The 12,951-nt window shown below is 36.0% G+C and carries 12 protein-coding genes; 8 read left to right on the forward strand and 4 right to left on the reverse strand.

Annotated features, from left to right (window positions below):
• Nucleotides 1-97: 97 nt before the first annotated feature.
• Nucleotides 98-889, forward strand: a complete 792-nt coding sequence (locus ACQKM9_RS02070; protein WP_427732215.1) for an inositol monophosphatase family protein — start codon at nucleotides 98-100, stop codon at nucleotides 887-889.
• Between the two features lie 66 nt (nucleotides 890-955).
• On the opposite strand, the gene ACQKM9_RS02075 is transcribed toward ACQKM9_RS02070, so the two are convergent.
• Nucleotides 956-1,141, reverse strand: coding sequence for a DUF5325 family protein (locus ACQKM9_RS02075; protein WP_427732217.1), 186 nt, complete (start codon nucleotides 1,139-1,141; stop codon nucleotides 956-958).
• 184 nt (nucleotides 1,142-1,325) lie between these two features.
• On the opposite strand from ACQKM9_RS02075, the gene typA reads away from it, so the two are divergent.
• Both typA and ACQKM9_RS02085 read left to right on the forward strand, forming a co-directional pair.
• Nucleotides 1,326-3,167: a translational GTPase TypA gene (gene typA / locus ACQKM9_RS02080; protein ID WP_427732219.1), complete on the forward strand. Its 1,842-nt coding sequence runs from the start codon at nucleotides 1,326-1,328 to the stop codon at nucleotides 3,165-3,167.
• A gap of 29 nt (nucleotides 3,168-3,196) precedes the next feature.
• Nucleotides 3,197-3,583 (forward strand): YlaH-like family protein, encoded by a 387-nt coding sequence (locus tag ACQKM9_RS02085; RefSeq protein WP_427732221.1) that lies wholly within the window; start codon nucleotides 3,197-3,199, stop codon nucleotides 3,581-3,583.
• 105 nt (nucleotides 3,584-3,688) lie between these two features.
• Here the strand turns inward: ACQKM9_RS02085 and ACQKM9_RS02090 are convergent, their stop codons facing one another.
• Nucleotides 3,689-3,892 (reverse strand): YlaI family protein, encoded by a 204-nt coding sequence (locus ACQKM9_RS02090; protein WP_038183673.1) that lies wholly within the window; start codon nucleotides 3,890-3,892, stop codon nucleotides 3,689-3,691.
• Nucleotides 3,893-3,905: 13 nt separating this feature from the next.
• Nucleotides 3,906-4,406, reverse strand: a complete 501-nt coding sequence (locus tag ACQKM9_RS02095; protein WP_427732223.1) for a peptidyl-prolyl cis-trans isomerase — start codon at nucleotides 4,404-4,406, stop codon at nucleotides 3,906-3,908.
• Nucleotides 4,407-4,584: 178 nt separating this feature from the next.
• Between ACQKM9_RS02095 and ACQKM9_RS02100 the strand changes: the two genes are divergently transcribed.
• The 3 genes from ACQKM9_RS02100 to pyc all read left to right on the forward strand — a co-directional run bounded on the left by ACQKM9_RS02100 (nucleotide 4,585) and on the right by pyc (nucleotide 9,546).
• Nucleotides 4,585-4,866, forward strand: a complete 282-nt coding sequence (locus tag ACQKM9_RS02100) for a YlaN family protein (RefSeq protein ID WP_038183678.1) — start codon at nucleotides 4,585-4,587, stop codon at nucleotides 4,864-4,866.
• Nucleotides 4,867-4,932: 66 nt separating this feature from the next.
• Nucleotides 4,933-6,102, forward strand: a complete 1,170-nt coding sequence (locus ACQKM9_RS02105; RefSeq protein ID WP_427732225.1) for an FtsW/RodA/SpoVE family cell cycle protein — start codon at nucleotides 4,933-4,935, stop codon at nucleotides 6,100-6,102.
• 12 nt (nucleotides 6,103-6,114) lie between these two features.
• Entirely contained in the window at nucleotides 6,115-9,546 is a 3,432-nt protein-coding gene (gene pyc, locus ACQKM9_RS02110) for a pyruvate carboxylase (RefSeq protein ID WP_427732227.1), read from the forward strand.
• Between the two features lie 49 nt (nucleotides 9,547-9,595).
• Here pyc and ACQKM9_RS02115 read toward each other — a convergent pair whose 3' ends face one another.
• Nucleotides 9,596-10,516 carry a COX15/CtaA family protein gene (locus tag ACQKM9_RS02115; protein WP_427732229.1) on the reverse strand — a complete coding sequence of 307 codons (921 nt, stop codon included), beginning with the start codon at nucleotides 10,514-10,516 and terminating at the stop codon, nucleotides 9,596-9,598.
• A gap of 323 nt (nucleotides 10,517-10,839) precedes the next feature.
• Here ACQKM9_RS02115 and cyoE point away from each other — a divergent pair, with 323 nt between their 5' ends.
• Together cyoE and coxB are read left to right on the forward strand one after the other, a co-directional pair.
• Nucleotides 10,840-11,757 carry a heme o synthase gene (cyoE, locus tag ACQKM9_RS02120; protein WP_427732231.1) on the forward strand — a complete coding sequence of 306 codons (918 nt, stop codon included), beginning with the start codon at nucleotides 10,840-10,842 and terminating at the stop codon, nucleotides 11,755-11,757.
• A gap of 96 nt (nucleotides 11,758-11,853) precedes the next feature.
• Nucleotides 11,854-12,939 (forward strand): cytochrome c oxidase subunit II, encoded by a 1,086-nt coding sequence (gene coxB, locus ACQKM9_RS02125; protein WP_427732233.1) that lies wholly within the window; start codon nucleotides 11,854-11,856, stop codon nucleotides 12,937-12,939.
• Nucleotides 12,940-12,951 lie beyond the last annotated feature (12 nt).

The following is a 12,951-nucleotide window of genomic DNA, read 5'->3' on the forward strand; positions in this document are numbered from 1 at the left end:
GAAGCAGATGTTTTTTTGCTATAATAGAGATAGGCAAAAAACATTAACTTGTACTTATAGAAATGATGTTTTTTTTGCTTCGAAAGGTGGGGCTATGGTGGAGATTACAGCAATACATGAATTTACAGTTAAAATTATTCAAGAAGCAGGCGAACGAATTCGTCAATCACTTTCTGAAAAGTTAGAAATTGATACAAAGGCTAATGCGAATGATCTTGTAACGAATATTGATCGTGAAACAGAATTGTTTTTTATTGAACAAATTCATTCTTATGATCCTGTATTTAAAATTCTCGGTGAGGAAGGGATGGGGGAACCCCTTGAATCATTGGATGGTGTCGTGTGGATAATTGATCCGATTGACGGGACGATGAATTTCATACGACAGCATCGTAATTTTGCGATTTCAATTGGAATTTATGTTGATGGCATTGGAAAACTAGGATACATATATGATGTAATGCGCAATGATTTGTATTATGCTATCAAAGGACAAGGAGCATATATGAATGAGCGCCAGTTAGAGAGGCTGCAACCGTTACCGTTACATGAAGCGATTATTGGGATAAACGCTACTTGGGTTACACCAAATCGCTACATCGAACACAAAAAGATGATTGACCTTGTTCATAATGTTAGAGGGACAAGATCATATGGCTCTGCTACTTTAGAGATTGCAGCAGTAGTATGTGGACGGATGGATGCTTACATGTCCATGCGATTATCACCTTGGGATATTGCTGGTGGTGCAGTGATTGCTAATGAAGTCGGTGCGATTGTGTCAAACTTAGGAAATGAAGCGATTAATTTGGAAGAACAAGATACATTTATTATTGCAAATCCTAAAATTCATAAGACAATCATTGAACAATTCGTTCATTTGAAATAGAATATAGATATAAATAAAAAGAATGAACTCGCAAATTGCCAGTTCATTCTTTTTATTTGAGAAGAGTTACAGCAAACCTTTATCGCGGAATTGACGTTTTGTTTTGAAGCCATAGCCCATAATGGCACAAACCAATAAAATGGCCCCAATGATACCAATTACGCTTTTAAAGGCAACTGCAATTCCAATCGAACACATAGCTAGCACTGCAGCTAACGCAAAAAAAGCCATAACGACTTTTGCATTTTTCATTTTAAAACCTCCAGTTGATGAATTTGTTTGTCTTATAAGTGATTTTAACTTAATGTCGAACTAATAATTATACTGCGAAATAATAAAAAAAATTGAAATACTAGTTATTAAGAAAAGACAAAAAACATCTCTTGTGTTATAATAACACAGTTATGGACTCGAAAATAGAATGTGGAGTGGAATAATGACAAATTTACGTCAAGACATTAGAAATATTGCAATTATAGCTCACGTTGACCATGGTAAAACGACATTGGTTGACCAATTATTACAACAATCAGGTACTTTTCGTTCAAACGAAAATGTCGCAGAAAGAGCAATGGACTCAAACGACATCGAACGTGAACGTGGTATTACAATTTTAGCGAAGAATACAGCAGTAAACTACGAAGGTACTCGTATCAATATCCTAGATACACCAGGACATGCCGATTTCGGTGGAGAAGTTGAACGTATCCTGAAAATGGTTGACGGTGTACTTTTAGTTGTAGATGCATATGAAGGTTGTATGCCTCAAACTCGTTTTGTGTTGAAAAAAGCATTAGAACAAAAATTAACACCAATAGTAGTAGTAAACAAAGTAGATAAAGATTCAGCGCGTCCTACAGAAGTAGTGGATGAAGTAGTCGATTTATTAATCGAATTAGGTGCTGATGAAGATCAATTAGAATTCCCAGTCGTATTTGCTTCTGGTGTAAATGGTACTGCATCACTTGATTCAGACCCAGCTAAACAAGAAGAAAATATGAAGTGCTTATTTGAAGAAATCATTAGTCACATTCCAGCACCAGCTGATACTCGTGATGAACCTTTACAATTCCAAGTAGCATTACTTGATTATAATGACTATGTTGGCCGTATTGGTATCGGTCGTGTATTCCGCGGTAAAATCCATGTTGGACAACAAGTTGCACTTATGAAACTTGATGGCACTGTGAAAAATTTCCGTGTAACTAAAATCTTTGGTTTCTTCGGATTAAAACGTGAAGAAGTTGAAGAAGCATACTCAGGTGATTTAATTGCTGTTTCAGGAATGGAAGACATTAACGTAGGTGAAACTGTTTGTCCAACTGAACACCAAGAAGCTTTAGTACCTTTACGTATCGATGAACCAACATTACAAATGACTTTCTTAGTAAACAACTCACCTTTTGCAGGTCGCGAAGGTAAATGGGTAACATCACGTAAAATTGAAGAACGTTTACGCGCTCAATTACAAACAGATGTAAGTTTACGCGTAGAAGATACTAATTCTCCAGATGCTTGGACTGTTTCAGGTCGTGGTGAACTTCACCTATCGATCCTGATTGAAAACATGCGTCGTGAAGGTTATGAATTACAAGTTTCTAAACCAAAAGTTATCGTTAAAGAAATTGATGGTGTAAAATGTGAACCATTTGAACGTGTACAAATCGATGTACCTGAAGATGCTGTAGGTTCAATTATTGAATCATTAGGTTTACGTAAAGGTGAAATGTTAGATATGGTGAACAATGGTAGTGGCCAAGTTCGTTTAATCTTCATGGTACCTGCTCGTGGATTAATTGGTTATACAACTGAATTTATGTCTTTAACAAAAGGTTTCGGTATTCTCAACCATACATTCGATAGCTATCAACCATTACTATCAGGTAAAATCGGTGGACGTCGTCAAGGTGTACTAGTTTCTATGGAAACAGGTAAATCAACTACTTATGGTATGATGCAAATTGAAGACCGTGGTACACTATTTGTTGAACCAGGTACTGATATTTATGAAGGTATGATTGTTGGTGAAAATACACGTGATGCAGACATTACTGTTAATATCATCAAAATGAAACAAAAAACAAACATCCGTTCAGCTAACAAAGACCAAACGAATGTTATTAAAAAACCTCGTATTTTAACTCTTGAAGAAGCATTAGAATACTTGGCTGAAGATGAGTACTGTGAAGTAACACCAGAATCTATTCGCCTTCGTAAACAAATTCTAAATAAAAACGAACGCGAAAAAGAAGCTAAGAAATCACGTAGCGCTGAGTAATCATTCGCTAAACGAAAGGAAGGAAAGTCTTGGATATTAAATCCGGTTTTTTAAGTGAACTGAATTTTATTCAACTTGCCGCACCTGATGTATCAAATAATGATGCATTTGTATTTGATAAAATGTATCCGGTAGCCAAGTATGTTTATCAAAATGCATCTGATTTTAGTGTTGCTAGTAATATTTTGTTAGTGGTTATTTTTGCATTATCGATTGTTGTTTACAATCTGGGGTTTGCGAAAAAACTTAAATTTTGGCAAAATATCGTTATTTATTTCTTCTTGTTTGTTGGTTGTATCTTTTTGACATTCTTTGCAACTTATTTACCTGTAGTAGAAGGATTATTGATTATCGCACTTGTGCTAATCATGTATAAAATTGGTCTGCGAAGAGATAAAAAAGCACAAACAGTATAATAATGGTCTGGTAAATCACATAAAAAAGAGCAATTGAGGACAAGCTAGTAGCTGAATCTCAATTGCTCTTTTTATATTTTATTTAACCTACATTACATAGAATATCTAGAATTCATCTTCGACAAGAGAGTGTTTTTTTCTAAAGATAAATCGACCAGTTGCTATACGGGCATTTGTTCTTTCTGAAATGCGATCATGACATATTGGACACATATACGTATGGATAGGGCGATTTCGTAATTTTTTTGCTTCTGGTGAATAATCGGGTAATTCATTAATAGAATCGCAAATGACACATTTAACTCGCATCGTTTAAGTCCCCCTATTCTACTCGAATCGCTACAAGACCTTTAATTGGGTTCTCTACATTTGAACCGTCACCGTTGAGTACATAAACAGGACCGTTATCAGTCAGCATTTTACCGTCTTGGCTATATTTTAAGATAAGGGACTCAGCATCTTCTATAGAGAAGTTATATTCCGAGCCATCTCGGCATTCTAGAATAACTGTAGTTGCGCCATCTTTAATTTCTGCATTGTTAAGGAATGGTTTTAATATGATACCAAATGTGCCAGTCATCATGTGTTTTTTCTCAAATTTCCGTTCGGATTTTAAAGTTGGTGGAAATGTGGCGCCCTCCATAATTTCACGTGACCAGTGTTTACCTGCTTTTTCCATATACTCTTCGTCAGCGTTTTTAATTACTCGTTCTTCAGTAAAATATGTGTCTAGATCTAATTTACGATCATCAAAAATCCAAACGGTCGGATCTAATGTGATAGCAAAATTCACGGCACCCTTAATTTGAATGATAGATTCCATGTTGATTCCTCCTTGAATAGTACATTCCATATCTCAGTATACAGCTAATTTATGTAGTTAATAAAGAAATAAAATTGGTTACACGGTTTACATAGTTATATACTTGCAATTTTACTGCGCAAAAGATAAACTTTATTAAGATAGAATAGAAGAAATATCAGGTAATGGGGGCGTCCTCATGGATACAAAATCGCAAAGTTCATATCAGGAGAAGGCATTGGAACTCCTTATTGCTGACGCAGATAAAATTGCTAAGCTTATAAGAGTACAGATGGAGCATTTAACAATGCCACAATGCCCACTATACGAAGAAGTTTTAGATACACAAATGTTTGGCTTATCACGCGAAATTGATTTTGCAGTTAAGTTAGGCTTGCTTGAACGTGAAAAGGGAAGAGAGATTCTTGATTCACTTGAAAAAGAATTATCTGTGTTGCATGATGCATTTACAGAGAAATAAGTAAAAAACTCAAACACGCTGTTGTTTGGGTTTTTTTGCTACAAGATTAGTAAAAGAGGTATTCGCATGAAAACATACTTAAAAAGATATGCAAGAAATTTCGATTATCCACTGTTTTTTACATATTTATTACTTTGTCTTTTTGGACTTGTTATGATTTATAGCGCAAGTATGGTGTGGGCAGTGAATCAATTAGGATATAGCGCTGACTATTTTTATAAAAAGCAAATTATGAACTTATGTATTGGTGCGGTTGCTTTTGCAGTTGGGGCTTTTATTCCATACAAAATTTACAAAGAAAATAAAGTGATTCTAGCGATGTTGATTTTTATGTTCGTTTCACTCTTATCAGTTTACTTTTTTGGCTTTAGTCCGGGAGACTCTGGAGCAAAGAGTTGGATTAATCTAGGTTTTGCAAATTTACAGCCATCTGAGTTTGTGAAGATTATTATCATATTGTATTTTTCTGCAGTCTTTACGAAGAAATATGAAAAAGGAAAAATCGATAATATAAATGAATCTATCATTCCACCTATTTTCGTTTTATTTGCAGCGGCATTTATGATCTTTCTTGAACCAGATTTAGGGAGTTTGATGATTATATTCTTTATCGCTATTTCAGTTATTGCAGCGAGTGGAATTAAATTTAAAACCTTTGGTAAAATTCTTGGTGTTTTAGGTGTTTGTATGACAATTGCGTTAATTGGTATTTTCTTTATAAGAGATAGTTTTTTTACTGAGAAAAGAATGGGACGAATTAACGCTTACTTTAATCCTTTCGAGGACGAGCAGTTTTTCGGATATCAAATCGTGAACGGTTATTTAGCAATTGGTGCTGGAGGCATTAAAGGGCTAGGTATAGGTCAATCTGTACAAAAAATGGGTTATTTACCAGAACCGCAAACAGATTTTATTTTAGCGATTATTTCAGAAGAATTGGGCACATTAGGGGTCGCAATTGTGTTAGGTGGTTTAGGCTTTATTGTAATTCGAGCATTGCTTATTGCCTTACGTGCAAAGGATCCAATGGCGAGAATGATAGCAGCTGGTATTGCTAGTATGATAGGGTTCCAAACGTTCGTAAATGTCGGTGGATTAACAGGGATTATACCGTTAACTGGTGTACCGCTTCCCTTTATTAGTTATGGCGGAACTTCTATAATTTTGTTATCTTTAGCTATGGGGATTCTCATAAATGTCTCCATGTTTGTTAAAAGGGAAAGGAATAAAGTCTAGGGGGCAAGGGAAATGGCAATTAAAAAAATTCTAGTAGCAAACCGTGGTGAAATTGCGATTCGCGTGTTTCGGGCGTGTACAGAGCTAAATATTACAACAGTAGCTATCTATTCGAGAGAGGATAGTGGCTCGTATCACCGTTACAAAGCTGATGAAGCGTACCTTGTTGGTGATGGTAAGAAGCCTATAGATGCATACTTAGATATAGAAGGAATTTTAGCAATAGCAAAAGATGCAGGAGTGGACGCAATCCACCCTGGTTATGGTTTTTTGTCTGAAAACTTAGATTTTGCAAAACGTTGTGAAGAAGATGGAGTTATTTTCATCGGTCCAACATCTAATCATCTAGATATGTTTGGTGACAAAGTAAAAGCTCGTGAACAAGCTGTCGAAGCTAATATTCCCGTAATTCCTGGAACAAATGGACCTGTTACATCTATTGATGAGGTGTTAGCGTTTGGTGAGCAGTATGGCTTCCCGTTAATGATAAAAGCTGCACTTGGTGGTGGAGGACGCGGTATGCGCGTTGTGCACTCTGCTGTTGATGCTTTAGAAGCTTATGATAGAGCTAAGTCAGAAGCGAAAGCTGCATTTGGGTCTGATGATGTGTATGTAGAGAAATTTGTAGACAAGCCAAAGCATATTGAAGTGCAAATTTTAGGAGACAAAGAAGGGAATATTGTTCATTTATATGAACGTGATTGTTCTATTCAACGTCGTCATCAAAAGGTTGTTGAAATTGCACCTTCGAACTCAATTACTCCTGAATTACGTGAAGAAATTTGTCAGGCTGCAATAAAATTAATGAAAAATGTGTCCTACATAAATGCAGGGACTGTAGAATTTTTAGTAGCGGGTAACCAATTTTATTTCATCGAAGTAAATCCTCGTATCCAAGTTGAGCATACGATTACAGAGATGGTTACTGGGATTGATATTGTACATGCACAAATTAAAATTGCAGAAGGTTTATCTTTACATAGTGAAGAAATTGGCATCCCTCTGCAATCACAAATCCCACTTTTCGGATTTGCTATTCAATCGCGTGTAACGACTGAAGATCCGTTAAATAATTTCATGCCTGACACTGGTAAATTGATGGTTTATCGTTCAAGTGGAGGTTTTGGCGTACGCTTAGATGCTGGTAACGGCTTCCAAGGTGCAGTTATTTCACCATATTATGATTCATTACTTGTTAAAGTTTCAACTTGGGGAATGACATTTAAAGAAGCAGCTGCTAAGATGGATCGAAATCTACAAGAATTCCGTATCCGTGGTATTAAAACGAATATTCCGTTTTTAGAAAATGTTGTTCGTCATCAGAATTTTATAGATGGTAAGTTTGATACAAGTTTCATCGATACAACGCAAGAACTATTTTTATTCTCTCCACGTAAGGACCGTGGTACAAAACTATTAAGTTATATCGGTAATGTTACGGTTAATGGTTTCCCTGGAATTGAATATCAACAGAAGCCAATTTTCTCGAAACCTCATAAACCAGATATTAAAATTGTACAATCAATTCCAGCTGGTACGAAGCAAATCTTAGATGAACGTGGTCCTGAAGGTCTTGTACAATGGATTAAAGAGCAAGATGATGTATTGTTAACAGATACGACTATGCGTGATGCACACCAATCGTTGTTGGCGACTCGTGTACGCTCACGTGATATGTTTAATATTGCAGATGAAACAGCACAAATTATGCATAATTTCTTCTCACTAGAGATGTGGGGTGGTGCAACTTTTGACGTTGCATATCGTTTCTTAAAAGAGGACCCATGGGATCGTTTAATTAAACTACGTGAAAAAATGCCAAACGTGCTATTCCAAATGCTATTGCGTGGTGCGAACGCAGTAGGTTATAAAAACTATTCAGATAATATTATTAGAGAGTTTATCTCAAAATCTTCAGATGCGGGAATTGATGTATTCCGTATTTTCGACAGTTTGAACTGGATTAAAGGTATGGAAGTAGCCATTGATGCAACAAGACAGTCGGGTAAGATTGCAGAAGCAGCTATTTGCTACACAGGAGACATCCTAGATGATTCTAGAGCAAAATATACAGTACAATACTATAAAGATATGGCGAAAGAATTAGAGGCTGCTGGGGCCCATATTTTAGCTATTAAAGACATGGCAGGCTTATTAAAGCCAGAAGCAGCTTATCGTTTAATTTCTGAATTAAAAGCATCGACAGATTTACCAATTCATTTGCATACACATGATACAAGTGGCAATGGTATTTATTTATATGCTAAAGCAATTGAAGCAGGCGTAGACATTATTGATACAGCGCTTGGCTCAATGGCAGGTCTAACATCGCAACCAAGTGCAAATTCACTTTACTATGCGATTAAAGGTAGCAAACGACAAGTAAGAGCAGACATTGACGGTCTAGAAAAACTTTCTTATTACTGGGAAGATATTCGAAAATATTACAGCGACTTTGAAAGTGGCATGAACAGCCCACATTCTGAAATATACGTTCACGAAATGCCGGGAGGTCAATATAGTAACTTACAACAGCAAGCTAAAGGTGTCGGGCTTGGCGACCGTTGGGAAGAAGTGAAAAGTATGTATTCCCGCGTAAACTTGTTATTTGGAGATGTTGTTAAAGTAACACCTTCTTCGAAAGTAGTAGGTGATATGGCTTTATTCATGGTTCAAAATGATTTAGATGAAGAATCAGTCATTGAACGAGGTAAAACAATTGATTTCCCAGACTCAGTAATTGAATTCTTCCAAGGTTATTTAGGACAGCCATATGGTGGATTCCCAGAAGAATTACAAAAAGTAATTTTAAAAAACCGTGAAGCGATTACTGTAAGACCGGGAGAATTATTAGAGCCAATAGATTTAAAAGAACTTCGCGATGAATTATTTAAAAAATATAATCGTCAAATTACAAGTCATGAAGTACTGGCGACAGCTTTATATCCAAAAGTCTTCGAAGATTACATGAAGACAGTAGATATGTTTGGAGATGTATCGGTATTAGATACGCCAACATTCTTATATGGTTTAAGACTGGGTGAAGAGATTGAAGTTGAGATAGAAAAAGGTAAAACACTTATCATTAAGCTAGTGTCCATTGGAGAAGCTCAATATGATGGTACACGTGTCCTTTACTTTGAATTAAACGGTCAACCTCGTGAAATTATTATTCAAGATATGACAGTTGAGGTAGATGGAGATCGTAAAGCAAAAGCAGACCCTGCAAATCCAAATCAAATTGGCGCAACAATGCCAGGTACAGTATTGAAGGTAGCTATTTCTAAAGGTAGCCCCGTAAAACGCGGTGAGCATTTGCTGATTACAGAAGCTATGAAAATGGAAACGACTGTTCAAGCACCTAAGGACGGAGTTATAAAAGAAATTTATGTAGCTGCTGGAGATGCAATTTCAACAGGTGATTTACTAATCGAAATGGAATAACTAGCAAAAAAACACGCCTTTGCATTTGCAAAGGCGTGTTTTTTATTATTTAGTTACTTTTTTGTTTTTGTCGACTTCTAGATAATAATAGAATCATATAACACAATAAACCAAATAAAAGTGTGATTAATAGCGAATGTAGTAATGCTAATAAGATATTTAATCGAGAAAGTACTACAGCCATACCCGCTAACACTTGAAGAGAAACTATTATTAGTGCGATAATCCAACCCCAATAGAGGACACGTTGTTCTTTATAATGTTTAATAACATGAATTGCAATGAATAAAATCCATACGAAGATTAATCCAGCTGCAAAGCGATGACCCATTTGAACCCACTCATAGAAATTAGTAGGTAATCCAATATCGTTGTTATTACAAAATGGCCAATCTGGACAAATTAAGCTCGCATTTGTATGACGTACTAAGGCACCTGTATATACTACTAGATAAGAATAGATTGTAACACCTATTGTATGTCTTTTTAGCGTATTACCAATAATGACCTTGTCCGCATCAAATTTTTGGTCAACTTCGAAAATAATTAATGTGAGTAAGAGTACTGCTGCAAATGAAATAAGTGATATACCAAAATGAAGAGCTAATATAAAATCGCCTTGTCCCCATAAAACTTGAGCAGCACCGATTAAAGCTTGTGCAATCAAGAAGAATAAAGCCATGAAAGATAAGAATTTCACTTCACGTATATGTCCTAATACTCTCCAAGCCCAAACTGTTAAGATCAAAATAAGAAATGACACGGCTCCAGTAACGACACGATGGGAAAATTCAATCAACACTTCTGTAGTTATTTCTTTTGGTATTAGAGAACCGTTACAATCAGGCCAGTGTCTACCACAGCCCATACCACTATCAGTTTTTGTGACGAGTGCTCCGCCCAGTAAAATGAGCAACATTCCAATTGTTGCAGCAACAGCAAACCATTTCATGTATTTACTATATTGCATAATTGCCACCTACTTTATATATAGTAATCACCTTTTAAAGGTGGTACCTGCCTTTCTGATGATAGCGAAAATAGGACCAAAAAACAACTTGTATAGAATATTGTCATTCTAAAGAGAAAACGATTTCACAAATTGTTCATAATTTCGTACAAGAACCTTCACAATTAAAACAAGAAAATGATTTACTATAGATATGTTGTGTCAGAGAAACTGGTTCCACCAACCCTTCGACATGAAATTTCACTTTCTGTCTAGAAATCAACGTTATTATTCGTTATAGTAGGGTTAACGGAATATGCTTATCAATCGAAAGGAGGGGGAATATGTCAAATGGTCGTATATTGTCTGCTGATGGAAACTCGGAACCTGAAACAACTTCTCTAGTAAAAGATTTTCTAGCACTTATCAAAATTGGCATTGTTAATTCCAATTTAGTTACTACTTTTACAGGGCTTTGGTTGGCCTTTCAATTCACTAATAAACATTTTTTACAAGAATTGAATATCATGTTCTTTACTTTAGTAGGTGCGGCATTCATTATTGCAGGATCTGGTGCGATGAATAATTACATTGATCAAGATATTGATCCAATAATGAAACGGACAAAGTCAAGACCGACAGTTACTGGTAGATTTAAACCGAGCCTTGTATTGACAATAGCTCTCACTCTTTTAATTGTAGGTGAATTTTTGTTATTTATGGCATCTTTTGCTGCCGGTATGTGGGGACTTGCAGGCATACTATGTTACGTAGTCTTGTACTCCATGTGGTCAAAGAGAAGGCATGTAAGTAATACCGTTGTAGGAAGTATCTCAGGAGCCATTCCACCACTGATCGGCTGGGCTGCTGTTGAACCATCACTTGGTTCTGGTGCATTGGCACTATTTTTGATAATGTTTGTATGGCAACCACCGCATTTTTATGCACTTGCTATGAAACGTACTGAAGAATACAGAGCAGCCAATATTCCAATGCTTCCAGTTGTTAAAGGCTTTGCAAGAACTAAACGTTCAATGTTAGTATGGGTAATATTGTTATTCCCACTACCATTTCTGCTTATGCAGCTTGGAATAGGATTTATTATTCTCGCAACAGTATTGAACCTTGGTTGGTTCGCACTTGCTTTAACAGGTTTTAAAGCGACAGATGATATAAAATGGGCGAATAAGATGTTTATTTATTCATTAAATTATATGACTATATTATTCGTTTCAATGATCATTTTCTCTGTCTTTGCCTAACTTTGGGATTCTTTCTTTAAAGGAATTCATATAGAATGAACCACAGTCCTAGTTACACATGTAAATACAACAAAGAAAGAGGGGTTTAATTAAGCTATGATGAAAGGGCTTAAAAAATGGCGTCTATTCGGATTGTTAGCAGCACTAACGATTTTCCTTTCAGGTTGTGGCGAAGAGTATTTATCAACTTTAACTCCAGCGGGTCAAGTTGGTAAAGATCAATACAATCTACTGCTATTATCTACTGCAATTATGACGTTTGTTATTATCGTAGTGGTTATCATCTACGTGCTTGCTATTGTTAAGTTCCGACGTAAAAAAGTTGGGGAAAATACAATTCCAAAGCAAGTTGAAGGTAGCCATACACTAGAAATTATTTGGACAGCAATTCCTATCGTTTTATTATTAATCTTAGCTGTACCGACTGTAAGTTTAACTTACAAATTCGCTGATACTAAAGCGATGGAAGCAAAAGACGCTGATGGTAACGCGAAAGCGGTTACTGTAAACGTAACTGCTAAATTATATTGGTGGGAATTCGAATACCCTGAACAAGGTATCGTAACCTCTCAAGAATTAGTAGTACCGACAGGTCAGAAAGTTTACTTCAATTTAAAAGCTGCTGACGTTAAACACTCATTCTGGATTCCAGCTATCGGTGGTAAAATGGATACGAATGTTGATAACATCAACAAATTCTATTTGACATTTGATAAAGAATCAGATGGTTTGAAAGACGGAGTATTCTATGGTAAATGTGCTGAGCTTTGTGGTCCTTCACATGCTTTAATGGATTTCAAAGTTAAAACATTAAGCCAAGATAACTTCAACAAGTGGGTTGATAACATGCAAGCTACTAAAGGGAAGACAGCTGATAAAAAATCAACTGATTTAGGTGAACAAGTATTCGCTAATAGTTGTATTTCATGTCACGCAGTTTCTGGTGAGGGTACTGGAGGCGGAGTTGCACCTAACTTAGCTGCATTTGGAGATCGTAACCGTGTTGCTGGTTTCCTTGAACACTCAGAAGATGGTATTAAAGACTGGATTAAAAACTCACAAGAGCTTAAACCAGGGAACCTAATGCCAGAAGAGAAAGCTTTAAATAATGGTAAAGAATTCACAGATGAAGAGCTTGATGCTTTAGCCGCATACTTAATGGGTCTATCTGTAGAAAAATAATTTGATTTAAAT

This window comes from Viridibacillus sp. NPDC093762 (assembly GCF_050279675.1).
Lineage (GTDB): Bacteria > Bacillota > Bacilli > Bacillales_A > Planococcaceae > Viridibacillus.

What these genes read in the sequence shown, in the direction of transcription:
- ACQKM9_RS02090 (WP_038183673.1), bottom strand. Translation starts at nt 3,892, where the DNA reads ATGCGAGTTAAATGTGTCATTTGCGATTCTATTAATGAATTACCCGAT.
- cyoE (WP_427732231.1), top strand. Translation starts at nt 10,840, where the DNA reads ATGTCAAATGGTCGTATATTGTCTGCTGATGGAAACTCGGAACCTGAA.
- ACQKM9_RS02100 (WP_038183678.1), top strand. Translation starts at nt 4,585, where the DNA reads ATGGATACAAAATCGCAAAGTTCATATCAGGAGAAGGCATTGGAACTC.
- coxB (WP_427732233.1), top strand. Translation starts at nt 11,854, where the DNA reads ATGATGAAAGGGCTTAAAAAATGGCGTCTATTCGGATTGTTAGCAGCA.
- ACQKM9_RS02105 (WP_427732225.1), top strand. Translation starts at nt 4,933, where the DNA reads ATGAAAACATACTTAAAAAGATATGCAAGAAATTTCGATTATCCACTG.
- ACQKM9_RS02095 (WP_427732223.1), bottom strand. Translation starts at nt 4,406, where the DNA reads ATGGAATCTATCATTCAAATTAAGGGTGCCGTGAATTTTGCTATCACA.
- ACQKM9_RS02075 (WP_427732217.1), bottom strand. Translation starts at nt 1,141, where the DNA reads ATGAAAAATGCAAAAGTCGTTATGGCTTTTTTTGCGTTAGCTGCAGTG.
- typA (WP_427732219.1), top strand. Translation starts at nt 1,326, where the DNA reads ATGACAAATTTACGTCAAGACATTAGAAATATTGCAATTATAGCTCAC.
- ACQKM9_RS02115 (WP_427732229.1), bottom strand. Translation starts at nt 10,516, where the DNA reads ATGCAATATAGTAAATACATGAAATGGTTTGCTGTTGCTGCAACAATT.
- pyc (WP_427732227.1), top strand. Translation starts at nt 6,115, where the DNA reads ATGGCAATTAAAAAAATTCTAGTAGCAAACCGTGGTGAAATTGCGATT.